The sequence below is a fragment of the Sagittula salina genome (genome assembly GCF_017813235.1).
GTDB classification, from domain to species: domain Bacteria; phylum Pseudomonadota; class Alphaproteobacteria; order Rhodobacterales; family Rhodobacteraceae; genus Sagittula; species Sagittula salina.
The window spans coordinates 73,473-96,357 of the sequence record NZ_JAGISH010000012.1 but is presented as its reverse complement, the minus strand read 5'-3'; the positions used below and the strand labels follow the sequence as shown (position 1 = coordinate 96,357).

Below are 22,885 nucleotides of genomic sequence, written 5' to 3'. Positions count from 1 at the left end.
CCGCCGTGCTGCCGTCCGCAACCGAGGTCTACAACTACAAGACCGGTGAGTGGGACAGCTACGACACGCCCATCGACACCTCCTTCATGGCCTTTGGCGGCTGGCAGGCAGCGGTGCCTGCATCGTCCAAAAAGCAGGAAGCGGCCTGGGACTTCATCTCGACGCTGTCCTCGCCTGAGGTTTCGGGCCAGGCGGCCGTGACCGGCGGAACGGGCGTCAACCCCTACCGCATCTCGCATACCACCGACATGGAGCGCTGGTCGAAGCTGTTCTCCGAGCGCGAGGCGCAGGAGTACCTCGGCGCGCAGCGTGACGCGGTGACCGCCGACAACGTGGCGCTGGACATGCGTCTGCCGGGCTACTTCTCCTACACGGAGATCCTGGAGATCGAGCTGAGCCGCGCACTGGCCGGCGATATCACCCCGCAGGAGGCGCTGGATACCGTGGCCGCCGGCTGGAACGACCTGACCGAGCAATTCGGCCGCGACAGCCAGCTTGCCGCCTACCGCGCGTCCATGGGCCTGCCCCAGAAGTAAGCCCGACACGAAGACCGACCGGGGCGGCCCTGCCGGGCCGTCCCGCCCAATCCATCCGAAGAGACATCTGCAATGGCAAAGATATCGCTGAACGGCGTGACGAAATCCTACGGCTCGGTTCAGGTGATCCCGCCGATGGACCTCGACATCGAGGATGGCGAATTCGTCGTGCTCGTGGGGCCTTCGGGCTGCGGCAAATCCACCACGCTGCGCATGATCGCCGGGCTGGAGACCGTCACCGACGGCGAGATGCGCATCGGCGACCGCGACGTGACCCGCCTGCGTCCCGGCCTGCGCAACTGTGCCATGGTGTTCCAGAGCTACGCCCTGTATCCGCACATGTCCGTGCGCGAGAACATCGGCTACGGCATGAAGGTGCGCGGGGTGGCGAAGGCCGAGGCCGAGGCCTCCATCGACAATGCCGCCCGCATCCTGAACCTGACCGACTACCTCGACCGCAAGCCCGCCGCGCTGTCCGGCGGACAGCGTCAGCGTGTCGCCATCGGGCGGGCCATCGTGCGCGACCCGGACGTGTTCCTGTTCGACGAACCGCTGTCCAACCTCGACGCGAAGCTGCGCGTGGAGATGCGGGTCGAGATCAAGCAGCTGCACCGGCGGCTGAAGACAACCATGGTCTACGTCACGCACGATCAGGTGGAGGCCATGACCATGGCCGACCGCGTGGTGGTTCTGCGCGGGGGCGTGGTGGAACAGGCGGCCGACCCGATCACACTGTACGAACGGCCCGCGAATGCCTTTGTCGCGGAATTCATCGGCGCGCCCAGCATGAACATGCTGGAGGGCCGTCTGGAGGGCACGGGCGAGGGACTGCGTTTTGTCGGGCCTGCCGGGCTGGATTTTGCAATCCCGGCCGATCGCCGTGCCGCGCTTGCCCCTCACGCCGGGCAGGCCATCCTGCTGGGCATCCGCCCCGAACACACGCAGGAGGCCGAGGGCGGCATCGGCGTCCCGGTCGAGGTGCTGGACGTCGAACCGCTGGGCCCGCACACGCTGGTGATCGGCGAGGTCGGCACCCGCAAGTTCACCGGGCAGGCCCGCGCCGACACCGCGACTCGCCCCGGCGCCCGCGTACAGATCCGCTTTGACCCCGAAAAACTGCATTTCTTCCGCGCCGACACCGGCGCCGCCATCCGCGAGGACACCAGGGCATGACATCCCAGACCACCGGCCAGACCACTGGCGAGACCACCGGTAAACTCATCGTGCTCGAAGCCTTCGAGCACGTTCACCCGGAGCGCAGCGCCGAATACGAGGCGGCGGGCAAGATCATCGACGACACCGTGCGCGAGACGGAGCCCGGGATGCTGGTGCACGCCCTGACCGTGCACGCCCGGCTGGACGACCGCGTGACCTACCGCTGGCTTGAGATCTTCGACGGGCTGGAGGCGCTGGAGGCGCATTTCGCCAGCCCGCACGTAAAGGCGCATGTGGCAAAGCTAAACGATGGCATCCTGCTCTCGCCTGTCGAACTGGTGCTCTATACCGACTGGACTGATGCGGAGAAGGCGGAAATCAACGAGCGCCTCGGCGGTGCGCTGACCTTTGCCGAGGTGCGCGCGGGCTACTACCACGCGCGCTGAGCCGTTGGCCCGGCGGGCACGGCCGGGGCCGATCGCGCAACGGGGCAGAGTCCCAGACAGTCCGGAGTGCGAAGAGGGGGCGTGGGGCTTCGGCAGCAAGGCCGGGGCCACGCGGTCCCTCAGACCCCCGCCATGAGCACGTCGACGGCCCGGGTGATCGCGTCCCCCTGCGTTGCGGCGCTGCCGACGCGTTTCAGACGCCCGCGCTGAACGGCGGCGATGAGCCGGGTGGCCAGAACATGCGGTGTACCCGCCACGTCGATCACGGGATTGAGGTGCGGCACGGCGGGATAGCCTTCGATCAGGGGAATGACGACGATGGCTGGATCCGGCGGCAGCAGATCGCTTTCGACGACAACCATGCGGTGCGGCCCATAGGCGGCGATGTCGAAGCGGGTCAGTCCTTCCATGCGTCGGACGCCGGGCCGGCCATGATGTCCGACAGCGGGTGGCCATGGGTTTCGTGCCAGGCGGCCTGCGCGGCAAAGACCCCGGCGTTGGCATCGCGCCATGCGGCCCTGCGGGCCTCTGCCACGGCACGCTGCAAGGCCGCATCCGCCACGGCGGAGACATTCAGCCCCAGCGCCCGCGCATCGTCCAGCGTGGCGGCATCAAGCGTCAGCGAGGTCTTTCGCCGGGTCGGCAGCGCGTGTGTCATACCGTCGGAATATACCGCACAGTCGCCTGCCGGCAAGCTTTTCCGGGTGTCCGGTGTACACCCGTCCGAGCGGGCGCAGTACGCGTGTAATCGGGATTATGGTATTCCAACTGGGGCGCCTCCGCGCATCCGGTCCGCGATTGGCGGTTTCAGGATTTGCTGGATGTTTGTCATCCGCCTGTTACACTTTCGTGCATGCGGACGCTTCTATGCCACATACTTCTGGCTCTCGCCGCCGCGCCGGTCGCGGCACAGAGCCCGATCACGCAGGTTGTCTGCGCGCCCAGCGAGCAGATGCAGGCCCGGCTGACCGGACAGTACCGCAGCGAGAAAACCGCGTCTGGCCTGCGCAATCCCGAAGAGGTGATGGAGGTCTGGACCGATGCGCAGGGCGAATGGGCCATGGTGATCCGCTATTCCAGCGGCACGTCGTGCATCGTCGCCATGGGCGAATACTGGCAGCAGACCGCCCAAAAGGACCCCTCCTGACCGGACAGGCACCCGCAGGTTGCAAGTTGTCCGGTGTCGCGGCCGGTGTCATGGTTCCTTTACCAATCTGTCATCCCGCTGATTCCGAACCGTCAGGAAACTGACTCTCCCGCCCCGTAGGAACCGCCCGGAACAAGACGGGGATTGGGATGCTCGAGGTCAACAGCCTGACACGCCAGTACGGCAGCAAGCGCGCGGTGGATCGCGCGACCTTCACGGTGGCGCAGCCAACGATGATCGGCGTGATCGGCCGCTCCGGCGCGGGGAAGTCGACGCTCCTGCGGATGCTGAACCGGCTGACCGATGCCACCGACGGGTCGGTTACGGTGAACGGGCGGAATGTCACACGCCTGACCGGCGCGGCCCGCAGGGAATGGCAATCGCGCTGTGCCATGATCTTCCAGCAGTTCAACCTCGTGCCGCGTCTCGATGTGGTGTCGAACGTGCTGCACGGCACGCTGAACCGCCGCTCCACGCTGGCGACCATGTTCAACCTCTATCCGCAGTCCGACATCCACCGCGCGATCGAGATCCTCGACCGGCTCGGAATAGCGGAACAGGCACCAAAGCGGACAGAAGCGCTGTCCGGCGGCCAGCAGCAGCGCGTCGCCATCGCCCGCGCCCTGATGCAGGACCCGGAAATCATCCTGGCCGACGAACCCATCGCTTCGCTCGATCCGATGAACGCGCAGGTGGTGATGCAGGCCCTGCGCCGCATCCACGAGGAAGACGGCCGCATGGTCATCGCCAATCTGCACACGCTGGATACCGCGCGGCGCTACTGCGACAGGGTCATCGGCATGCGCGACGGGCGCATCGTGTTCGACGGCACGCCCGCGCAGCTGACCACCGGAATCGCCCGCGAAATCTACGGCGCGGGCGCGGATTTTTCCGAGGCCGCCACCTCGACCGAGATCGAAACCCTCGACCGCGAGATGGAGGCCGTCCGCGTCTCCGACGCGCTCGTCTGACTTTACCCCGCCCCGCCCGGCCCGGGCGGGGGATTTCATCAATGGAGAGACTGTTGAAAAAGACCATCGCAATCGCACTGCTGACCACCGCCATCGCCGCCCCGGCCATGGCACAGGACATCGAAGCCTTCCGGATCGGCATCCTTGGCGGCGAGAACGCCCAGGACCGCATGAACAACTACGCCTGCCTCGCGCAATACACCGAAGAAGCCATCGGCGTCCCGGTAAAGCTGTTCGCCCCCGCCGACTACAACGGCGTCATCCAGGGCCTGCTGGGCGGCACGCTGGACATGGCATGGCTGGGCGCGTCCTCCTATGCCGCCACCTACCTGCAGGACCCCGAGGCGGTCGAGCCGGTGCTGGTCAAGGTCAACATGGACGGCTCCATCGGCTACCACTCCATCGGTGTCGCCCGCAAGGACAGCGGCATCACCGCGCTGCAGGACGTCAAGGGCAAGGTTTTCGGCTTTGGTGATCCGAACTCCACCTCCGGTTACCTGATCCCCTCGATCGAAATCCCGCAGGTGACCGGCGCGTCGATGGAATCCGGCGACTACTTTGGCGAAGTGAAGTTCACCGGCGGCCACGAACAGACCATCGTCGCGGTCTACAACGGCGACATCGACGCCGGCGTGACCTGGGCCGACGCGCAGGGCGCGTGGGAAGACGGCTACAACTCCGGCGCGCTGCGCAAGGCGGTTGACGCGGGTCTCGTCGACATGAACGAGATGGTGCAGATCTGGCAGTCCAAGGTGATCCCCGAGGGCCCCGTCGTCCTGCGCAAGGCGCTGCCGGCGGACGTGAAGGCCAAGATGACCGAGTTGGTCGACACCCTGTACGAGCGCGATCAGGATTGCGCCTATGGCGTGGCGTCGGGCGAAACGCTGGGCTTCCAGCCGGTGACCCACGACACCTACGAGTCTGTGATCGAGGCCCGCAAAGCCAAGATCGGCGGCTGATCCGCCTGTCATCAGGGGCCCGGCGCGGGATCGTGCCGGGCTCCCTCCCTTCCGCGGTCTGGCCCCCGGCCGACCTCCTCCCCGGCCCGTCAGTGCGCCGGACCGCGGTCCCCCCTTGCCCCGAGGTTTCCCATGGCCGACGCATCCCATCCCGGTACGCAAGGCGTTGACCGGATCCAGCACGCCTACCTCGCGCAGGTGGCGCGCAGGCGGCTTTATGGCGGGCTGACGCTGCTGGTCTTTGCCTTGCTGATGATCTCCGGCTTTGTCGTGGCGGACGACCGCAACGCGGGCGGGTTCTGGGACGGGCTGTCGCATGTGGGTGACTACCCGGCTGTCGTCCTCTCGGAGGCCTGGGAAAAGCGCGCCGACCTGCCCGCGCTGATCGCGAAATTCTTCCCCGCGCTGGTGGAGACGCTGAACATCGCCGCCGTTTCCACGCTGCTGGGGGCCATGACCGCGATCGTTCTGGCGCTGCTGTCCACACGCGGGCTGGCGCGCTGGCCGCGCATGGTGCCGCTGTTCCGCCGCCTGATGGACCTGATGCGCGCCGTGCCCGAGATCGTCATCGCGCTGGTGCTGATCTTTGTCCTCGGTGGCGGTCCGGTGCCGGCGATGATCGCCATTGCCTTCCACACCACCGGGGCGCTGGGGAAACTGTTTTCCGAAGTGGCCGAGAACGCCGACCAGAAACCCGTCGAGGGCCTCGCCTCCACCGGCGCCAACTGGTGGCAGCGCATGTGGCTGGGGGTGCTGCCGCAGGTCGCACCGAACTTCCTCAGTTACGGGCTTTTGCGGTTCGAGATCAACATCCGCGCCTCCGCCATCCTTGGCTTTGTCGGCGCGGGGGGGCTTGGCTACGAACTCAGGAACGCCATGGCCTGGGGGCCGGGCCGCTTTGACGAGGCAGCGGCGATCTTCATCCTGCTCTTCGGCTCCATCGTCTTCTTCGACCAGCTGTCCAGCCGCCTGCGCAACAGCCTGACCGAAGGCCAGACACACTGAGCCCGACCGGAGGCCAGACCTGCCGACCCGACCGACTATGAGAGCCACCCAGATGACCAAAGGGGCCCGCCATGACCGCCACCGACCTTTCCCTGCTTCAGACGCAGGCGGACCGCCGCTTTGCCCGCAAGCGCCTGATGGCCTTCGCCCTGCCCGCCCTCGTTCTGGCCTACCTCGCCTATACCGCCGTGGCCTTTGACCTTGCCGGGCTGGCGCAGCGCGCACGGTGGGACAACGCGGTGACGCTGGCCTCGGATTCGTGGTCCTACAAGGTGCATGTCACCCGCGACCACCGCTCCGGCGGAATCGATTACGCGGTGGAGGGCGAGCGCAAGGGCCAATACCCCGATGACATGCACCCCGACTGGGTCGCCCCGGGCGAAACCACCGTGGTGGATCTGGGCCGGGACACAGCCGTCCGCCTGCTGCCCGGCAACCGCACGGAGATCGACATCCCCGGTTTCGGCCTGTTCGAAGCGCATCTTGACGGCCGCCGCATCGTCACCAACCTGCCACAACCCGCGCCCGACTGGGCCAGCGCATCGAACACCCGCGTCGCGCTGACCCTGCCCGCAGGCCGCATCGCCATCACCCGGACAAAGACCGAGGTCTTTCGCTACTTCGCCGGGTGGGAGCTTTTCTGGTTCACCCTGGACTCGCCCTACCACGGGCGGTCCCTGCTCGATATCCTGCTGGGCGACCGCATCGACCCCGCGCGCGGCAACCTCGGCGGGGCCTGGCATGACTTCTGGTACAATCCCATGTGGCAGCACGCCGCCGTCGCCTGGGCCATCGGAGAAACGCTGCTGATGGCCGTCCTCGGGACCTTTGGCGCGGCGCTGATCGCCCTGCCCCTGTCGTTCCTCGCCGCGAAACGCTTTGCCCCGCTGATGGCGGTGCGGTTTGCCATGCGGCGGCTGTTCGACTTTGTCCGTGGGGTGGACGCGCTGATCTGGACCGTGGTGCTGGCGCGTGCCTTCGGACCCGGCCCGCTGACCGGCGCGCTGGCGATCCTGCTGACCGACACCGGCACCTTCGGCAAGATCTTCTCCGAAGCGCTGGAAAACGTCGACAGCCGCCAGATTGACGGCGTCGCCGCCACCGGCGCGAAACCCCTGCAGCGCATCCGCTTTGGCGTGATCCCGCAGCTGGTGCCTGTGCTGCTGAGCCAGGTGCTGTATTTCCTGGAATCGAACACGCGCAGCGCCACGATCATCGGCGCGATCACCGGCGGCGGCATCGGGCTGTTGCTGACCCAGGCGATCCAGACCCAGACCAACTGGGAAGAAGTCGCCTATTACATCACGCTCGTGGTGCTGCTGGTGATGGTGATGGACTGGGTTTCGGGCCGCCTCCGGGCACGTCTGATCGGGCGGAGCACCTGATGCCCCGCCTTGGCCCTGACCCCGTCATCCACCCCGATTGCGAGATCACCGACACCAACTTTGGCACCTTCTGCGAGGTCGGGCGCGGCAGCCGCGTGGCGCATGCCACCTTCGGGGACTATGCCTATTGCGACCGCTACGCCGACATCGCCAATGCCACCGTCGGCAAGTTTGCCAATATCGCCGCCTTCTCGCGGATCGGGGCGACGGATCACCCGCTGGACACCGCCGCCTGCCACCATTTCCTGTATCGCTCGGACGATTACTGGGACGACGCGGACCGCGATGCGGCCTTCTTTGCCCACCGCCGCGCGCGCCGCGCCGTGATCGGCAACGACACATGGATCGGCGCGCACGCGCTGGTAAAGCCGGAGGTGACACTGGGCCATGGCGCGGTCGTGGCCGCGGGCGCCGTGGTGACACGGGACGTGGCGCCCTACACCATCGTCGCGGGCACCCCGGCCCGCCCCTTGCGCCGCCGTCAGCCCGAGGCACTGGCCGACCGGCTGATCGCGCTTGGATGGTGGAACTGGCCGCACGCCCTGCTGCGCCAGAGGCTGCAGGATTTCCGCAACCTGTCCGCCGAGGCTTTCCTCGAAAAATACGAAGCCTGAGGCCCCGCGACGCGGCGCAGATCTCAATCCTCCAGCGTCAGCGTGATGCGGTCCCCCGCGAACCACGTCCGGCCGAATTCCACCGGCACGCCATCGGGATCGACGTTCAGGCTGGTGGTCTTCAGAAGCGGCGCGCCCTCCGCGACCTCCAGCATCAGCGCCTGCGTCGCCGTCGCCAGCACGGCGGACACGCGGGTGGAGGCGCGGGTGTAATCCGCCACGCCCACGGCGCGCAGGGCGTGGGTGACTCCCTGCCCCTCGGCCAGCGCCTCCGCCAGACCGGGCAGGCGCTGCAGCGGGTAGATCGATTCCGACAGGCTCATGGGCCGACCGTCGGCAAGGCTGCGCCCGTGGCTGGCGAGGATCGTCGCCCCGGGCGCCACCGCCAGAAGCCCCGCTTCGGCCGATGTCGCGGCGCGCCGTTCCAGCGACAGCACCTCGCGCCCGGGCAGGCGACCGGCCCGGCGCAGGTTCTCGGTAAAGCGCACCCGGCGGCCCAGCGGATACTCCGCAGGCCGGGCGGTGACAAAGGCCCCGGCCCCGCGCCGCGTGCGCACCACGCCTTCGTCCACCAGCGCGGCGATGGCGTGACGCACGGTGTGGCGGTTCACCCCGTGGCGTTCGGACAGCTGTGCTTCCGTGGGCAGCTTGTCGCCGGGGGCATAGCGACCTTCGGCGATTTCCTCGCGCAGGGCGCGGGCGATGGCGGTCCAAAGCGGTGTTTTACGCAATCTTCACACTTCTCCTGTGGCTGCCGCGCGGCGGATGTGTCATCATTTGTATAGTTGTCTACTATAGGCGAAGGTTGTCGGGATGAAAGACGAAATCGACCCAAACGCGGATCGCCGGGCCTGGATGAGCCTGCTGGCCCGGGCATCGGGGGGACGCGTCGCGGAGCTTCTGGCGGACCGCCCGGACTTTGACTGGCTGCGTCCGCCAGAAATCGGCAGCACCATGGTTCGGGGTCGCGCCGGGGGCACCGGGACGCCGTTCAATCTCGGCGAGATCACCGTCACCCGTTGTGCGCTGCGGCTGGCCTGTGGCACCGTGGGGCACGCCTACGTGCAGGGCCGCGACAAGGCACATGCGGAATGCGCGGCGCTGGTGGATGCGCTGATGCAGACGGCGGCGGCCGACACTACCCGCGTCCGCGTGCTGGACCCGCTGACGCGCGAGGCCAGCGCCCGCCGCGCCACGCGCGCCACAAAGGCCGCCGCCACGAAGGTTGAATTCTTCACCATGGTCCGGGGAGAGGATTGATGCAGGCGCAACCCCTCGAAGGCGGCTTTGCCACACCCGCCACCCAGTCGGCACAGGCCTTCCGCGCGGTGATGCAGGCCATGGCCATGCCCGGTACGATCCACGCGCTGGCAGGCGCGCGGCCGCCGGCGCCGCTGTCGCCCGCCGCGGGCGCCGTGTTGCTGACGCTGTGCGACGCGGATACCGGTCTTTACCTCGCCGGGGACTGCGACACGCCAGAGGTCCGGGCCTGGATCGCCTTCCACACCGGCGCGCCACTGACCGGGCCGGAGTGCTGCGCCTTTGCCCTTGGGGACTGGGCGGCGCTCCAGCCGCTGCACCGCTTTCCGCCGGGCACGCCCGAATACCCCGACCGCTCCGCCACGCTGATCGTCGAACGGGCGCGGCTGGACACCGAGGGCGCGATCCTCACCGGCCCCGGCATCCGCGACAGCGCCGCGCTGTCCCTGCCCGGAGTCGACGCCATTGCCATCAACCACGCGCGGTTTCCGCTGGGTCTGGATTTCATATTCACCTGCGGGGACCGTGTCGCGGCCCTGCCACGCAGCACCGAGGTCGCCTGATGTATGTTGCCGTCAAGGGTGGCGAACGCGCCATCGACAACGCCCACGCATGGCTGGCTGAGGAACGCCGGGGCAATCCCGCCGTGGCCGAACTCTCGATCGCGCAGATCCGGGAACAGCTGTCGCTTGCAGTCAACCGGGTCATGGCCGAAGGCTCCCTGCACGATCCCGACCTCGCCGCGCTGGCGATCAAACAGGCGCGCGGCGACCTGATCGAGGCGGTCTTCCTCATCAGGGCCTACCGCACCACCCTGCCCCGCTTTGGCGGATCGAAACCCATCGATACCGGCGTGATGACCTGCGACCGGCGTGTCTCGGCCACCTTCAAGGACCTGCCCGGCGGACAGATCCTCGGGCCGACCTTCGATTACACGCACCGGCTGCTGGATTTCGCATTGGCCGCCGAGGGGGAACCATCCATCGCTGCCGATGCGCCCGATCACTGTCCCGCCCCCAGTCCCGCCCCCAGTCCCGCCACCAGTCCCGATCACGACCCCCTACAGGACAAGGTCAAAGACGCAATGGCGGCTCCGGCCGACATCCCGGTATCCCATTCCGTGCCGCATGTGACGGCCTTCCTCAACCGCGAAGGGCTGATCGAGGAGGCCGCGCAGGATGACACAACCCCGCCGGACCTGACCCGCGAACCGCTGGAACTGCCCGCATCCCGCGCGCTGCGTCTGCAGGCGCTGGCCCGCGCCGACGAAGGCTTTGCCCTCGGCATGGCCTACTCCACCCAGCGCGGCTACGCCCGCAACCACGCCTTTGTCGGCGAACTCAGGATCGGCACCGTGCCGGTCGAGATGGAGATCCCCGAACTGGGCTTCGCCGTCGAGATCGGAGAGATCGAGGTCACCGAATGCGAGACCGTGAACCAGTTCAAGGGCTCCAGGTACGAGCCGCCACAGTTCACCCGCGGTTACGGTCTGGTGTTTGGGCAGACCGAGCGCAAGGCCATTGCCATGGCGCTGGTTGATCGCGCGCTGCGCTGGCAGGAACTGGGCGAAGAGGACAGCGGCGCCCCGGCTCAGGACGCGGAGTTCGTTCTCTACCACGGCGACAATATTCAGGCGACAGGGTTCCTCGAACACATCAAGCTACCGCATTACGTCGATTTCCAGTCAGAACTGGAACTGGTCCGCAAGTTGCGCCGCGAAGCAGCGGCGACCCAGGCGACGGAGCCTGCGCCATGACCCGACGTCCGCCCTCACCCCCAACCCCTCTCCCCCAAGGGAGAGGGGAGCCCCGCGCCCGTCGAAGTGCTCCGCTTGCGGTAAACGCTGTCCTGTGTCGTGGGTGGGATGCCCCCTCTCCCCAAGGGGAGAGGGGGTTGGGGGTGAGGGGAATCACGCGGGCGTCATGCGCAGACGTTACGGATTTGTTCACCATGGCGCGCCACTCTCGCCGCCATGGTTCACAGGTCACCACAGATAAGGAAAGCCCGCATCCTTCGACAATGGGCGACTGCGCCCGAAGAGGTGCTTTGGCAAGCCTTGAGGAACCGAAAGCTTGGCGGGTTGAAATTCCGCCGCAAGGCGCCGGTGGCGTCGCATGTGGTGGATTTCCTGTGCCCTGCGGCGCGGCTGGTTGTGGAAGTCACCGGGCTTGCGCAGCATCGGGTCGTTCTGGAGAATCGCGATGCCGCGCTGGCAGGCATGGGTTTTGGCGTTCTGCGCCTGTCCCGCGAGGAGGTGGAAACCGACCTGCCCGCCACCTTGTCACGTATAGAACGGGCGGCCCGGCCACGGGTATAGGCCGCCCCCTCGCCTCAGGGAGCGCCGCCGCATGAGCGACTACAACTTTGCCTATCTCGACGAGCAGACCAAACGGATGATCCGCCGCGCGCTGCTGAAGGCGCTGGCGGTTCCCGGCTACCAGGTGCCTTTCGCCAGTCGCGAGATGCCCATGCCCTACGGCTGGGGCACCGGGGGCGTGCAGGTTTCGGCTGCCGTGCTGACGCCCGCCGACAGGTTCAAGGTCATCGACCAGGGTGCCGATGACACCACCAACGCGGTGTCCATCCGCCGCTTCTTCGAACGCACGGCGGGCGTGGCGACCACCACCCGCACGGCGGAGGCCAGCGTGATCCAGACCCGTCACCGTATCCCGGAGGAGGCGCTGACCGACGGGCAGATCCTCGTCTACCAGGTTCCGATCCCCGAACCCTTGCGGTTCCTCGAACCCCGCGAGACAGAGACGCGGCGGATGCACGCGCTGGAGGACTACGGCCTCATGCACGTCAAGCTTTACGAGGACATCAGTCGCCACGGCCATATCGCCACCGCCTATGCCTACCCGGTAAAGGTTGAGGGGCGCTATGTCATGGACCCATCACCGATCCCTAAGTTCGACAATCCGAAGATGTCCGACAGTGCCGCGATCCAGTTGTTCGGCGCCGGGCGGGAGCAGCGCATCTATGCGCTGCCGCCCTACACACAGGTTGTCAGTCTGGACTTCGAGGACCATCCCTTCGAGGCGTCGAAGGCGGATCATCCCTGCGGCCTGTGCGGCGCGGAGGACAGCTACCTCGACGAGGTCATCACCGACGACGCCGGCGGGCGGATGTTCGTCTGTTCGGATACGGATTTCTGCGAAACCCGGCGGGCTGCGGGCCACGCCGGCGCCATGAACACCGGAAAGGACGCCGCATGACACCGCTGCTTTCGGTTCAGGGACTGACACGGATGTATGGCGCCCATGTGGGCTGCCGGGATGTGTCCTTTGACCTCCACCCAGGCGAGGTCATGGGGATTGTCGGAGAGAGCGGGTCCGGCAAGTCGACGCTGCTGAATTGCATGGCCGGGCACATGGCACCGGACGCAGGGGCGGTGGTTTTTGACACGCGGACCGGTCCCCGCGACACGGTCACCATGAGTGAACCGGAGCGGCGGATGCTGGGGCGCACCGACTGGGCCTTTGTCCACCAGCACGCGCGGGACGGGCTGCGCATGGGGGTCTCGGCGGGGGGTAACGTGGGCGAGCGGCTGATGGCCGTGGGCGCGCGCAACTACGGGCAGATCCGCGACACGGCGGTGGACTGGCTCGACCGGGTAGAGATCGACGCCGCGCGGGTGGATGACCGGCCCTCGACGTTTTCGGGCGGGATGCAGCAGCGGTTGCAGATCGCGCGCAACCTCGTGACGGGGCCGCGGCTGGTGTTCATGGACGAACCGACGGGCGGGCTTGATGTCAGCGTGCAGGCGCGGCTGCTGGACCTGCTGCGGGGGCTTGTACGCGACATGGGGCTGTCGGCGGTGATCGTGACCCATGACCTTGCCGTGGTGCGCCTGCTGGCGGACCGGCTGATGGTGATGAAATCGGGCCGCGTGGTGGAACAGGGGCTGACCGATCAGGTTCTCGACGATCCGCAGCACGGCTATACGCAGCTGCTGGTGTCGAGTGTGTTGCAGGTCTGAGACCAGGTTTCGCCGCGAAACCTGAAGCATTAACAATGGGTTAACAAAATGATCGAGATTCAGGACCTAGCCAAGACCTTTACCCTGCACAATCAGGGCGGAGCCGTGATCCGGGTGATGGAGGGGGCGACGCTGTCCGTGGCACGGGGTGAGTGCGTGGCGCTGACCGGGGCCTCCGGCGCGGGCAAGTCCACCCTGATGCGGATGATCTACGGCAATTATCGCGCCGCCTCGGGCGTGATCCGCGTCGGCGGGGTCGACGTGGCACAGGCCGAGCCGCGCGAGATCATCGCCCTGCGTCGCGAGACCCTGGGCTACGTCAGCCAGTTCCTTCGCGTGGTGCCGCGCGTGCCGACGATCGACGTGGTGGCCGACCCGCTGCGCGCCCTTGGCATCCCGGCAGAGCAGGCGCGGACGCGCGCGGCGGACCTGCTGCGGCTGCTCAACATCCCCGAAACCCTGTGGTCGCTGTCCCCCACGACGTTTTCCGGCGGGGAACAGCAGCGGGTGAACATCGCGCGCGGCTTTGCCCACCCTTACCCGGCGCTGCTGCTGGACGAACCGACGGCCTCGCTCGATGCGACGAACCGCGCGGTCGTGCTGGCCCTGATCGAGGAGGCCAAGGCGCGCGGCGCGGCCATGGTCGGCATCTTCCACGACGAGGCGGCGCGGGCACGGGTCTGCGACCGGGAAATCGACGTCAGCGCCTTCACGCCGGGGCTGGCGGCTTGAGCGGGCGGCTCATCGCCGTGGTCGGCCCTTCGGGCGTCGGCAAGGACAGCGTGATGCAGGGTATCGCGCAGGCCGGGCCGGGGATCGGGCTGGTGCGGCGGGTCATCACGCGCGATCCGCAGGCAGGCGGCGAGGATTGCCTCGCCGTGCCGCCCGAGCGGTTCGAGACGATGCGACAGGCGGGTGCCTTCTGCCTGCATTGGCAGGCGCATGGGCTGCACTACGGCATCCCCGCCGATCTGCGCGCGCAGGTGGCGGCTGGCGCGGTGCTGCTGGTCAACCTCTCGCGTGCGGTCCTGTCAGAGGCGCAGCGGCTGTTCCCCGGCCTTTTGGTGCTGGAACTCACCGCCGCACCGGAGGTGCTGGCCGGGCGGCTCGCCGGGCGCGGACGGGAAAACGAAAAGGACATCGCCGAGCGGCTGGCGCGGGCGGATTTCGCGCTGCCTGAGGGCGTCTGTTCCGTGACGCTGGACAATGGCGGCGCGCTGGCGGACACGGTCGCCCGCGCGCTGGCCCTGATTGATCTGGCCCAGAGTCAGCCGGTGAGGGCGTAGCGGTGCAAAAGCTCGAAGCGCCCGTCGTCGCGTTCGCCGCACAGGCAAACCTCCGGCACCGCGAAGGGCTGCGGCAGGGGCGGCAGCGCGGCGCGGATCGCCGACTCTGCATCGTCAAGGTCTTCCCGGGCGCATTTGCCGGTCAGTGTCAGGTGAAAGCGGAACTGGTCGAGCACGTAAGGGTAGCCCCAGCGCGCCAGATGCGCCTCCTGCGCGGGGGTGAGTCCGGCCTTGCGGCGGCGCGCCAGATCCGCCTCCGTGGTGGGCGCGCGGAAGGTGTCAAGCTCCGTGACGCAGGCGGCGGCGACGCGGCTGATGCCCACCGTATCCCCGGCGGGGGTCAGCGCGAACCAGCGCCCCAGACGGGTCAGCGCCAGCCCCGGCGCCTGCGCGGGCGCGGTGCGGGCGGCCAGCGCGGTCAGCGCGGCGTGCAGGGACTGGCGATCCGTGCCGGGGGCCAGCACGAAGGGCGGCTTCAGCGTGGCATGGAAGCCGTATTTGCGCGGCGTCTCCGTCAGCGCGGCACGCCCCGCATCCTGCGGCAGCGCGCGGGCAGCCTGCGCGTCCCAGCCCAGCCAGCGCGCGCCGAAGTCCGCCAGCGGTCCGGCGGGCGGCATGTAATAGACAGCAAAACGGGAATGGTGTGACATGAACTCTCCGATCCTTTCTGGCGCCTTGGCACAGCCGCATGACGTCTCTGTGTCAGGCGCGGTCTGCCTTGCCAATGCCCGTCTGGTCCTGCCCGACCGGGAAACGCTGGGCGCCGTCACCGTCGAGGACGGGGTGATCGTCGCGATAACGCAGGGTGACCGCGTGGCCGCCGGGGCCATCGACTGCGGCGGCGACCGGGTCACGCCCGGTCTGGTGGAGCTGCACACCGACAACCTCGAACGGCACATGGAACCGCGCCCCGGCGTCGGTTGGGCGCATGTTCCCGCCATGCTCGCGCATGACGGGGAGCTGGCCTCTACCGGGATCACCACGGTGTTCGACGCCATGCGTGTGGGGTCGATCCACAGCGGCAAGGGACGGTATGACGAATACGCGCGCGGACTGGCGTCGGAGATGATGGCGCTGCGCGCGGCGGGGGTGCTGCGGATCAGCCATTTCCTGCACCTGCGGGCCGAGATCTGTTCCGAAACCCTGCTGGAGGAGCTGGCCGCCTTCACGCCGGAGGATCGCGTCGGCATCGTCAGCCTGATGGATCACACGCCGGGGCAGCGGCAGTTCCGCGACCTCGCCAAGCTGAAGCAATATGTCGGCAAGAAGCGCAACATGACCGATGCGGAGTTCGACGCCCATGTGGCGCAGCTGAAGGGGCTGCAGGCAGAGAACGGCGCGCGGCATCTGGGCGGCGCGGTGGCAGAGGCGCGGCGGCTGGGCGCGGTGCTGGCCAGCCACGACGACACCACGCCCGAACAGGTGGTGCAGTCTGCGGGCCACGGCGTGGGCTTTGCGGAGTTCCCCACCACGGTGGAGGCGGCAGGGGCCTGCCGCGAGGCGGACATCGCCATCATGATGGGCGCGCCGAACATCATCCGGGGCGGGTCGCATTCCGGCAATGTCTCGGCGCTGGCGCTGGCGGAGTTCGACCTGCTGGACATCGTGTCCTCCGATTACGTGCCCTCGGCGCTGCTGCTGGCGGCTTGGCGGCTGGGCGTCCTGTGGGGCGACCTGCCGCGCGCGATGCGCACGGTCACAGAGGCGCCCGCACGGGCGGCGGGGCTGGTGGACCGGGGCGCACTGCGGGAAGGGCTGCGCGGCGATCTGCTGCGCGTGGCGGAACACGGCGACACGCCGATCCTGCGCGGCGTCTGGAGCCGGGGCCGGCAGGTCGGCTGAGGGGTCGACCGGCGCTTAGTCCAGCGTTTCGGCAGAGCGCGGGGCGACCAGGGTGCCATGGGCAATGGCGTTCGACGGGTGGAGGATCACGACCTCCCCCGCCACGAGGCCGTTCAGAACCTCGGCGGTGTCGGTGCCGATATGGCCCAGCGTGATCGGGCGGGTCTGCGCCCTGCCCTCCTCCACCACGAAGGCGGCCCAGCTGCCGGCCTCGCGGAAGGTCGCGGCCAGCGGCAGGCGCAGCACGTCGTCGTCTTCCCACAGCACGGTGCGCAGGGTCAGGCCATAGTTCGCGCCCAGCCCGGCGCGTTCCTCCGGCGGGGTCAGCAGGTCAAAGACCGCGTCGACGCGCTGTTCCTCGATCCCCAGTGCGGAGATATCGGTGCGCGCCACCGGATCGACGCGGCGCAGGCGGGCCTCCAGCGGGTCCGGTCCGCCCCAGCGCTCGGCGGTGGCGCGCGCCTCGGGCGGCAGGCGCACGGCATCGGCACTGAGCAGGTCGGCGGCGATTTCGAGGTCGCTCGGATCGCCCACCGCCAGCAGCGGGGTTCCGGCGCCGACCGTGCGCTGGCTCAGCACATCGACGCGCAGCACCACGCCGGAGACCGGGGCAAGCACCTGGCGGCAGCAGGTATCGGACGCCGCGGCGGGATCGGCCAGCGTGGCGGCGGCGCGTTCGACGCTGCCTTCCGCCATGGCGTGGCGGGACCCGGCGGCATCGACGGCGGCCTCGGCGGCGTGCAGGGCCAGCGTAACCGATTCCAGCGCGGTCAGCGATGTGATCCCGCGATCCACCAGCTGCACCGTGCGGTCGTGCTGCGATTGCGCGTAGGCCAGCTGATCCTCGGCCGAGTGCAGTTCGGCATAGGCCGCGCGTTCTGCGGCGCGGGCTTCGGCCAGCGCGGCCTCGGCCTGCGCCCGGCTGCGGGTGTCGAGGATGGGCGCGGCGGCGGGTTCGACAACGGCGACCACGGTTTCCCCGGCCACCACCCTGTCCCCCACCCGCACCGGCGCACGCTGGGCGATGCCCGCCACGGGAGCGGAGACTTCGTAGATCTCGCGCACGCGGGTGACGGCGTCGGCGCTGACCGTGACCTGCAATGGCCCGCGCGACACGGTATGCAGGTCGACCGGCTCCGGTTCGGTGCGAAAGGCAACGGTGGCCAGCGCCGTGGCGATGGCCAGGGCGACGAGGGCGATCAGGACGGTACGCAGCGAGGGCATGGTTTACTCCCGTGTCTTCATGACCTGCACGAGGTCGAGCCGGTCGGTCCGGCGGCGAACGATCAGCACCGCGCCAAGCGCGGAGACAAGCGTGACGATACTGGCAAGCGCGAAGGCGCGCGGATTGAACACCAGAGGCAGGGTGAACAGGTCGGAGGAGAACCGTTCCGTCATCGCCCAGGCGATGCCGTAGCCAATGGCCCAGCCAAGCGGCTGGGCGCAGACGGCAAGTACCATCGCCTCCCCCACCAGCACCCATGACACTTCCCACCGGCCGAAACCGAGGATGCGCAACGAGGCCAGTTCCCGCGCTCGTTCCGACAGCTGGATGCGGGCGCCGTTGTAGGCCACCCCCACGGCGATGGCGCCGCCCAGCAGGATGTAGACCAACGACATGACCGTGACATTGGCGGCCATGGTGTCTTCGAAGGCGCGGCGGTTGTCCGACAACAGGATCGCCCCGCCCAGGCCGGGGGCCTGTTTGACCGCCGCGTGGAAGGCATCGACGCGGTCCTCCCGCAGGGTGACATTGATCGACGACACCCGCGGCGCGCGGCCCAGCAGCGCCTCCACCGCGGGGGCGGACATGTAGGCCATCGGGCCAAGCGTCTGCGGCACCGTTCCCGTGACGGTCAGCTTCACCGGGTGCGCGAGCCGCCCGGTCAGCGTGACCTCCACCGCGGCGCCGCGCGACAGGCCCAACCGGGGCAGCAGGCTGTCGGTCAGCATTATGCCGATGGGTGGCGGTTCGACCGCGCCGGAATCGTCCAGCAGGCGGGACAAGTCGGAGCCGGGCGGCAGGCCTTGCAGCGTCACGTCCTCGGAACGGTGGCCATTGCGCAATGTCGCCGAAAGCCAGAGCTGCCCCTCGGCCTGCATCACGCCGGGCAGGCGGCGCACGGAATCCACCGCCGAGGCGGGCGCGTCCTGTCCAAAGGTCAGGATCACGTCCTGCCGGTAAGCGAGGTCAAAGGTCCTTTCCATCAGCGCGTCCATGGAATCGGGCATGAAGCCCGAGGCCACGAGGATCGCCGTCCCCAGTGCGTAGCCGGTCAGCGTGGTCAGCGCCCGGATCGGCCAGCGCGTCAGCGACCGCAGGATCATCAGGTCGGTCTGTGGCAGGCGCAGCCAGGCCAGCAGCCGGTCGCCCCGCCCCCGCGTGAACACCGGCGGCGGCGCTGGCACCATGGCAACGGCGGGTGGAAGCCAGGCGGCGGAGAGCGCCGCGCGCACCGCCCCCAGCGCCGAGGCCCCGAAGCCCGCCAGCGCCGCCAGCGCGTAGGTGGTCCAGGAGATGCCGAAGATCAGTTCGGGGAAGTCGTAAAACTGCGCATACATCCGCGCCAGCACGCGCGACAGCCACGCCCCAAGCGCAAAACCCAGCAACACCCCGATCAGCGCCACCAGCCCCGCCAGCAGCAGGTAATGCACGAGGATGGCACGGTCGGAATATCCCAGCGCCTTCAGCAGGCCGATTTCCGCCCGCTCCAGCGCCACGATGCGCCCCACCACCATGTTCACGAGAAAGATTGAGATCACGAGGAAAACCGGCGGCAGGATCCACGCCATGACCCGCAGCCCTTCGATTTCGCTGTCCAGAAAGGCGTGGCTGATCTGGTCGGCGCGGCCATGGGCGCCGGTCCCGCCGTAGGGATCGAGCAGCGCGTCCACCGCGTCGATCACGGAGGCCTCCGACGCGCCCCGGTGCAGCGCGATCACCAGATCGTCGAAGGCCCCGGTCATGTCAAAGGCGCCTTCGGCCATGCGGGCGGGAATCCAGATGATGCCGTGTCCCGCGTGGTCGGGCATCAGCGAGCCGGGGCCGATGGTATAGATGAATTCCGGCGACAGTGCCGTGCCGACCACGGTCAGCGTGCGCCGCTTGCCGCCCAGCGTCGCATGAAACAGGTCGCCGGGACGAAAGCCGCGCGCCTCGGCAAAGGGCGCGTTCACCACGACCTCTGACACCGCGCCGGGGTCGGGCCAGCGGCCGGAGGTCAGCAGTGGCCGGTTCAGCCGCGCCCGCCCGGTTTCGGGCAGGGACACAATCTGCCCCGTGGCCGCCTGCACCCGTCCGGGCAGGTCGAGCATGACGAACCGGCTGATGCGCGCCTCTGCCACGCGGACACCGGGAATGGCGGCGATCTCCGGCAGCAGGCCGCGCGGCGCGCGGGTGGCACGGGCAAAGACATCGGCAAAGGCGTTGCGTTCGTAATAGGCGGTACGCGACCGGTCCAGCGCGCCCGACATGCCGACCGAGATCAGCAGGACCATGACCCCGCAGGCCAGCACCACGGCGATGGCCAGAGCCTGTGCCCAGAGGCGGCGCAGATCGCGCAGGAGTTTGAGGTCGATGGCGGGGACGCGGACCATGGCGCTACCAGTCGATCTCGTGCGGGGCGAGCCGGTGGTCATTGACCTCTTCGCGCACCAGCCGCCCGTCGGAGAAATGCAGCACACGGTGCGCCATCCGGCGGATCATGGCATTATGGGTGATGACGGCGGTGGTGGTCCCGGTTTCGCGGTTGATCTGGTCCAGCACCTCAAGAACCTGAACGCCGGTCTTTGAATCGAGCGCGCCCGTCGGTTCGTCGCACAGCAGCACGCCGGGGCGTTTGGCGATGGCGCGGGCGATGGCGACGCGCTGCTGTTCACCGCCCGACAGCTGGCCGGGAAAGTGGTCCATGCGCGCCAGCAGGCCGACGCGCTCCAGCGCCTCTTCGGCGGACATCGGATCGGCGGCGATGTCGGTGACCAGCCGCACGTTTTCCCGCGCGGTGAGCGAAGGCACGAGGTTGTAGAACTGAAAGACAAAGCCGACGTGATCGCGCCGGTAGCGCGTCAGCGCCCGGTCCGACAGGCGGGTCAGTTCGGTGTCGCGAAACCAGACGCGGCCCGCGCTGGCATGGTCCAGCCCGCCGAGGATATTGAGCAAGGTCGATTTGCCCGACCCCGACGGCCCCAGCAGGACCGTCAACTGCCCGGTCAGCAGCACAACATCGACCCCGTCGAGCGCCTTCACCTGCGTTTCGCCCGTCCGGTAGACGCGGGTCAGCCCTTCGGTGCGAAAGGTCACATCGGCAGCCGAAGCCACGCCGCCCTGATCGTTACTGTCCGCCATCCTGTTCCTCGCGCCGTCATGGTCATCAGACAGGAGATACGCACCCCGCACCTTGAGGCGGATCAAGGTGCGGGGCGTTTTTTTTGGCGGGACGGAGCGGGGCGGGGTCAGAACCAGAGTTTGAGCCGGATCATGTCCACAAGCCGCCGGGTGGCGACCCAGGCGAGCGTCGCGCGCCCCGCGTCGATTCGCACGACGCCGGTCATGCCGGGCAGCCACCAGCCGGGCGGAGCGGCACCATCGGCCAGCCGCACCGGAAACACGTTGTCGGCGTCCTGGACCGTGGCGGCGGGGATGACCTCTCGCACGGAGAGGTCGAAGGTTTCCTTTGGATTGGCGAGCAGGGTCAGGCGCACGGCCTGCCCCGGCGCGACATAGGCCAGATCGCGTTCGGAAACGGCGGCCTCCGTGTAGAGGCCGGTCAGCGCCGCCACCGTCACCACGGAATCGCCGCGATTGACCGCCTGGCCGATACGCTTGGCGGGTTCGCCCTCGATCACCACGCCATCCAGCGGCGCGACCGCCTCGGCACTGGCGATCTGGCGGTCCAGCCGGACGAGGCGGGACTTGATCTCTTCGGCGCGGGCCTGCGCCACCAGCATTTCCGGCAGCTTGCGCAGGGAACGGTTCACTTCCGCGTCGCGGTTGGCCTGCGCCAGTTCCGCCAGAAGCCCGTCGCGTTCGAGGTTCAGATCCGTGACCGACAGGCGGAACAGCGGCTGACCCGCCACGACCGGATCGCCAAGGATGATGCCGGAGGCCTCGATATAACCGCTGAAGGGCGCTCCGACGAAGCCCATGGCATCGGTACGCACCACTGCGGAGGCATGGATGCGGAAAGGTACCGGCATCAGCGCCAGCCCCACCAGCATCGCCCCGCCGAGCGCCAGCAGCGCCTTGCCCGGAATCGTACGGGCGCGCAGCGCCTTTGGCATGGAGCGGCCGACCTCATGCGCCAGACGGCGCGGCAGCCAGTGCCGGGAGGCCGCGCGCGCTTCCAGTACGGGCTGGGCCATCTCCATCATCAGGCGCAGGGCCCATTGTTCGGCCTCGGTGAAACCGGGGGTGCGACGGCACAGGGTGACCGCCCCGCGTTCCAGTCCCTTGCCGTCGGGCGTGTAGCGGATCATCGGCAGGGTGATCATGTGACCGGGTTTGGCCAGATCGGCATAGCGTTCGGCGGCAAAGGCCACGGCACGGCCCGTTGCCGGAAAGCTCACCTCCGCCTGCTGGGTCAGCGCCTCCTGTGCGACCTCCTCGACCAGGGCGCTTTCCTGTGACCGCCGGTCGGGTTTCTCGCCGTGGCTGACGGCGCGCAGGCGCTGGCCCTCGCGGGCGCGCCAGCACAGAAAGACGGTCTCGCAGGCCATGAGTTCGGACAGGCGGTTGACCAGAACGGAGGCCGCGCGATCAAAGGCCTCTGCCTCCATCATGGCGGCGGTCAGCGCCAGTGCCTGACCAAAGCGCTGCGCGTCGCGCGCGGCGGCGCGGGCGCGGCGGTTGCTTTCGAACTGGATCGGCAGGCTCGCCAACGTGGCCAGCCGGGACGCCAGCCCCATGGGGCGTTCGGGCACGCGCGGCCAGAGCGCGAGCAGCACGAAATCGCGGCTGTCCTGGCCCCCGGACTGGACCCCGGACTGGACCCCGGATTGGCCCATCGGGATGGTGCAGAGGCCAACGCCCAGCCCCGTCGGCCCGGCACCGATGGCCTGCCCCTGCGCCTGCAGCCCGCGCAGCAGATCCGGCGTCACCAACGAGTCAAACGGGGGCGCGCCCGGTGTCACCGCCGCCCATGTCGCGTCGCCCGCCCGCGTGTAGACCCAGACCTCGCGCGCGGCGAGGGTCGCGGCCGACAGCGCCCGGAACTGTTCCCAGAAGGCTGTGGGCGCACCGCTGAGGCGGGTCAGCGCGGCGGCGGTCTGCATCCAGTCAGGGGGCGTCGAGGGCTCGGTCAC

At 68.6% G+C, this 22,885-nt stretch carries 25 protein-coding genes and 1 pseudogene; 18 read left to right on the top strand and 8 right to left on the bottom strand.

Going from position 1 to position 22,885, the window contains the following annotated elements:
• The 3 genes and pseudogenes from J5474_RS18420 to J5474_RS18410 form a co-directional block, all read left to right on the top strand.
• Positions 1-536, top strand: a pseudogene (locus tag J5474_RS18420) (extracellular solute-binding protein); the annotation flags it as partial.
• A 72-nt stretch (positions 537-608) separates the two neighbouring features.
• On the top strand, positions 609-1,709 hold the full coding sequence (locus J5474_RS18415; protein WP_209362838.1) for an ABC transporter ATP-binding protein: 1,101 nt from the start codon (positions 609-611) through the stop codon (positions 1,707-1,709).
• Positions 1,706-2,137: a putative quinol monooxygenase gene (locus J5474_RS18410; RefSeq protein WP_209362835.1), complete on the top strand. Its 432-nt coding sequence runs from the start codon at positions 1,706-1,708 to the stop codon at positions 2,135-2,137. The genes J5474_RS18415 and J5474_RS18410 overlap by 4 nt, the downstream gene beginning before the upstream one ends.
• Positions 2,138-2,256: 119 nt before the next feature.
• On the opposite strand, the gene J5474_RS18405 is transcribed toward J5474_RS18410, so the two are convergent.
• Positions 2,257-2,547, bottom strand: a complete 291-nt coding sequence (locus J5474_RS18405) for a CcdB family protein (protein WP_209362815.1) — start codon at positions 2,545-2,547, stop codon at positions 2,257-2,259.
• Positions 2,535-2,795, bottom strand: a complete 261-nt coding sequence (locus J5474_RS18400; RefSeq protein WP_209362812.1) for a type II toxin-antitoxin system CcdA family antitoxin — start codon at positions 2,793-2,795, stop codon at positions 2,535-2,537. The genes J5474_RS18405 and J5474_RS18400 overlap by 13 nt, the downstream gene beginning before the upstream one ends.
• A 195-nt stretch (positions 2,796-2,990) precedes the next feature.
• Between J5474_RS18400 and J5474_RS18395 the strand changes: the two genes are divergently transcribed.
• The 6 genes from J5474_RS18395 (at position 2,991) to J5474_RS18370 (ending at position 8,218) form a co-directional block, all read left to right on the top strand.
• Entirely contained in the window at positions 2,991-3,284 is a 294-nt protein-coding gene (locus J5474_RS18395; RefSeq protein WP_209362810.1) for a hypothetical protein, read from the top strand.
• 149 nt (positions 3,285-3,433) lie between these two features.
• Positions 3,434-4,255 (top strand): phosphonate ABC transporter ATP-binding protein, encoded by an 822-nt coding sequence (phnC, locus tag J5474_RS18390; protein WP_209362808.1) that lies wholly within the window; start codon positions 3,434-3,436, stop codon positions 4,253-4,255.
• 53 nt (positions 4,256-4,308) lie between these two features.
• On the top strand, positions 4,309-5,214 hold the full coding sequence (gene phnD, locus J5474_RS18385) for a phosphonate ABC transporter substrate-binding protein (RefSeq protein WP_209362806.1): 906 nt from the start codon (positions 4,309-4,311) through the stop codon (positions 5,212-5,214).
• Between the two features lie 132 nt (positions 5,215-5,346).
• Positions 5,347-6,219 carry a phosphonate ABC transporter, permease protein PhnE gene (gene phnE, locus J5474_RS18380; protein WP_209362803.1) on the top strand — a complete coding sequence of 291 codons (873 nt, stop codon included), beginning with the start codon at positions 5,347-5,349 and terminating at the stop codon, positions 6,217-6,219.
• Between the two features lie 71 nt (positions 6,220-6,290).
• Positions 6,291-7,604, top strand: coding sequence for a phosphonate ABC transporter, permease protein PhnE (phnE, locus tag J5474_RS18375; protein WP_209362801.1), 1,314 nt, complete (start codon positions 6,291-6,293; stop codon positions 7,602-7,604).
• Positions 7,604-8,218, top strand: a complete 615-nt coding sequence (locus tag J5474_RS18370; protein ID WP_209362799.1) for an LbetaH domain-containing protein — start codon at positions 7,604-7,606, stop codon at positions 8,216-8,218. The genes phnE (J5474_RS18375) and J5474_RS18370 overlap by 1 nt, the downstream gene beginning before the upstream one ends.
• A gap of 23 nt (positions 8,219-8,241) precedes the next feature.
• Here the strand turns inward: J5474_RS18370 and phnF are convergent, their stop codons facing one another.
• Positions 8,242-8,949, bottom strand: a complete 708-nt coding sequence (gene phnF / locus J5474_RS18365) for a phosphonate metabolism transcriptional regulator PhnF (RefSeq protein ID WP_209362797.1) — start codon at positions 8,947-8,949, stop codon at positions 8,242-8,244.
• A gap of 82 nt (positions 8,950-9,031) precedes the next feature.
• Here phnF and phnG point away from each other — a divergent pair, with 82 nt between their 5' ends.
• The 8 genes from phnG to phnN all read left to right on the top strand — a co-directional run bounded on the left by phnG (position 9,032) and on the right by phnN (position 14,743).
• Positions 9,032-9,478 (top strand): phosphonate C-P lyase system protein PhnG, encoded by a 447-nt coding sequence (gene phnG, locus J5474_RS18360; protein ID WP_209362795.1) that lies wholly within the window; start codon positions 9,032-9,034, stop codon positions 9,476-9,478.
• Positions 9,478-10,041, top strand: coding sequence for a phosphonate C-P lyase system protein PhnH (gene phnH / locus J5474_RS18355; RefSeq protein WP_209362792.1), 564 nt, complete (start codon positions 9,478-9,480; stop codon positions 10,039-10,041). The genes phnG and phnH overlap by 1 nt, the downstream gene beginning before the upstream one ends.
• Positions 10,041-11,234 carry a carbon-phosphorus lyase complex subunit gene (locus J5474_RS18350; RefSeq protein ID WP_209362790.1) on the top strand — a complete coding sequence of 398 codons (1,194 nt, stop codon included), beginning with the start codon at positions 10,041-10,043 and terminating at the stop codon, positions 11,232-11,234. Before phnH ends, J5474_RS18350 begins: the two co-directional genes overlap by 1 nt.
• A gap of 216 nt (positions 11,235-11,450) precedes the next feature.
• Positions 11,451-11,795: an endonuclease domain-containing protein gene (locus J5474_RS18345; RefSeq protein ID WP_209362788.1), complete on the top strand. Its 345-nt coding sequence runs from the start codon at positions 11,451-11,453 to the stop codon at positions 11,793-11,795.
• Positions 11,796-11,826: 31 nt separating this feature from the next.
• Positions 11,827-12,693 carry an alpha-D-ribose 1-methylphosphonate 5-phosphate C-P-lyase PhnJ gene (locus J5474_RS18340; RefSeq protein ID WP_209362786.1) on the top strand — a complete coding sequence of 289 codons (867 nt, stop codon included), beginning with the start codon at positions 11,827-11,829 and terminating at the stop codon, positions 12,691-12,693.
• Positions 12,690-13,457 carry a phosphonate C-P lyase system protein PhnK gene (gene phnK / locus J5474_RS18335; RefSeq protein WP_209362784.1) on the top strand — a complete coding sequence of 256 codons (768 nt, stop codon included), beginning with the start codon at positions 12,690-12,692 and terminating at the stop codon, positions 13,455-13,457. The genes J5474_RS18340 and phnK overlap by 4 nt, the downstream gene beginning before the upstream one ends.
• Before the next feature lie 48 nt (positions 13,458-13,505).
• On the top strand, positions 13,506-14,189 hold the full coding sequence (gene phnL, locus J5474_RS18330; RefSeq protein ID WP_209362782.1) for a phosphonate C-P lyase system protein PhnL: 684 nt from the start codon (positions 13,506-13,508) through the stop codon (positions 14,187-14,189).
• Entirely contained in the window at positions 14,186-14,743 is a 558-nt protein-coding gene (gene phnN, locus J5474_RS18325; RefSeq protein ID WP_209362780.1) for a phosphonate metabolism protein/1,5-bisphosphokinase (PRPP-forming) PhnN, read from the top strand. The genes phnL and phnN overlap by 4 nt, the downstream gene beginning before the upstream one ends.
• On the opposite strand, the gene J5474_RS18320 is transcribed toward phnN, so the two are convergent.
• Positions 14,725-15,393 (bottom strand): DUF1045 domain-containing protein, encoded by a 669-nt coding sequence (locus J5474_RS18320; RefSeq protein WP_209362777.1) that lies wholly within the window; start codon positions 15,391-15,393, stop codon positions 14,725-14,727. The genes phnN and J5474_RS18320 overlap by 19 nt on opposite strands.
• Here J5474_RS18320 and J5474_RS18315 point away from each other — a divergent pair.
• The gene (locus J5474_RS18315) at positions 15,392-16,585 is read left to right on the top strand and encodes an alpha-D-ribose 1-methylphosphonate 5-triphosphate diphosphatase (RefSeq protein WP_209362775.1); all 1,194 of its coding nucleotides are present in this window, start codon (positions 15,392-15,394) and stop codon (positions 16,583-16,585) included. The two genes, J5474_RS18320 and J5474_RS18315, sit on opposite strands and share 2 nt — an antisense overlap.
• Positions 16,586-16,600: 15 nt before the next feature.
• On the opposite strand, the gene J5474_RS18310 is transcribed toward J5474_RS18315, so the two are convergent.
• From J5474_RS18310 to J5474_RS23175, 4 genes are all read right to left on the bottom strand, one after another.
• Positions 16,601-17,809, bottom strand: coding sequence for an efflux RND transporter periplasmic adaptor subunit (locus J5474_RS18310; RefSeq protein WP_209362773.1), 1,209 nt, complete (start codon positions 17,807-17,809; stop codon positions 16,601-16,603).
• 3 nt (positions 17,810-17,812) lie between these two features.
• Positions 17,813-20,224, bottom strand: a complete 2,412-nt coding sequence (locus J5474_RS18305; RefSeq protein WP_245216570.1) for an ABC transporter permease — start codon at positions 20,222-20,224, stop codon at positions 17,813-17,815.
• Positions 20,187-20,930: an ABC transporter ATP-binding protein gene (locus J5474_RS18300; RefSeq protein WP_209362771.1), complete on the bottom strand. Its 744-nt coding sequence runs from the start codon at positions 20,928-20,930 to the stop codon at positions 20,187-20,189. The genes J5474_RS18305 and J5474_RS18300 overlap by 38 nt, the downstream gene beginning before the upstream one ends.
• A gap of 107 nt (positions 20,931-21,037) precedes the next feature.
• Positions 21,038-22,885, bottom strand: coding sequence for an efflux RND transporter periplasmic adaptor subunit (locus J5474_RS23175; RefSeq protein ID WP_209362769.1), 1,848 nt, complete (start codon positions 22,883-22,885; stop codon positions 21,038-21,040).

What these genes read in the sequence shown, in the direction of transcription:
- J5474_RS18405 (WP_209362815.1), bottom strand. Translation starts at nt 2,547, where the DNA reads ATGGAAGGACTGACCCGCTTCGACATCGCCGCCTATGGGCCGCACCGC.
- J5474_RS18345 (WP_209362788.1), top strand. Translation starts at nt 11,451, where the DNA reads ATGGTTCACAGGTCACCACAGATAAGGAAAGCCCGCATCCTTCGACAA.
- J5474_RS18350 (WP_209362790.1), top strand. Translation starts at nt 10,041, where the DNA reads ATGTATGTTGCCGTCAAGGGTGGCGAACGCGCCATCGACAACGCCCAC.
- J5474_RS18305 (WP_245216570.1), bottom strand. Translation starts at nt 20,224, where the DNA reads ATGACCACCGGCTCGCCCCGCACGAGATCGACTGGTAGCGCCATGGTC.
- J5474_RS18320 (WP_209362777.1), bottom strand. Translation starts at nt 15,393, where the DNA reads ATGTCACACCATTCCCGTTTTGCTGTCTATTACATGCCGCCCGCCGGA.
- phnH (WP_209362792.1), top strand. Translation starts at nt 9,478, where the DNA reads ATGCAGGCGCAACCCCTCGAAGGCGGCTTTGCCACACCCGCCACCCAG.
- phnK (WP_209362784.1), top strand. Translation starts at nt 12,690, where the DNA reads ATGACACCGCTGCTTTCGGTTCAGGGACTGACACGGATGTATGGCGCC.
- J5474_RS18300 (WP_209362771.1), bottom strand. Translation starts at nt 20,930, where the DNA reads ATGGCGGACAGTAACGATCAGGGCGGCGTGGCTTCGGCTGCCGATGTG.
- phnE (WP_209362803.1), top strand. Translation starts at nt 5,347, where the DNA reads ATGGCCGACGCATCCCATCCCGGTACGCAAGGCGTTGACCGGATCCAG.
- phnG (WP_209362795.1), top strand. Translation starts at nt 9,032, where the DNA reads ATGAAAGACGAAATCGACCCAAACGCGGATCGCCGGGCCTGGATGAGC.
- J5474_RS18370 (WP_209362799.1), top strand. Translation starts at nt 7,604, where the DNA reads ATGCCCCGCCTTGGCCCTGACCCCGTCATCCACCCCGATTGCGAGATC.
- J5474_RS18415 (WP_209362838.1), top strand. Translation starts at nt 609, where the DNA reads ATGGCAAAGATATCGCTGAACGGCGTGACGAAATCCTACGGCTCGGTT.
- phnE (WP_209362801.1), top strand. Translation starts at nt 6,291, where the DNA reads ATGACCGCCACCGACCTTTCCCTGCTTCAGACGCAGGCGGACCGCCGC.
- phnL (WP_209362782.1), top strand. Translation starts at nt 13,506, where the DNA reads ATGATCGAGATTCAGGACCTAGCCAAGACCTTTACCCTGCACAATCAG.
- J5474_RS18395 (WP_209362810.1), top strand. Translation starts at nt 2,991, where the DNA reads ATGCGGACGCTTCTATGCCACATACTTCTGGCTCTCGCCGCCGCGCCG.
- J5474_RS18315 (WP_209362775.1), top strand. Translation starts at nt 15,392, where the DNA reads ATGAACTCTCCGATCCTTTCTGGCGCCTTGGCACAGCCGCATGACGTC.
- J5474_RS18310 (WP_209362773.1), bottom strand. Translation starts at nt 17,809, where the DNA reads ATGCCCTCGCTGCGTACCGTCCTGATCGCCCTCGTCGCCCTGGCCATC.
- phnC (WP_209362808.1), top strand. Translation starts at nt 3,434, where the DNA reads ATGCTCGAGGTCAACAGCCTGACACGCCAGTACGGCAGCAAGCGCGCG.
- J5474_RS18410 (WP_209362835.1), top strand. Translation starts at nt 1,706, where the DNA reads ATGACATCCCAGACCACCGGCCAGACCACTGGCGAGACCACCGGTAAA.
- J5474_RS18340 (WP_209362786.1), top strand. Translation starts at nt 11,827, where the DNA reads ATGAGCGACTACAACTTTGCCTATCTCGACGAGCAGACCAAACGGATG.
- J5474_RS18400 (WP_209362812.1), bottom strand. Translation starts at nt 2,795, where the DNA reads ATGACACACGCGCTGCCGACCCGGCGAAAGACCTCGCTGACGCTTGAT.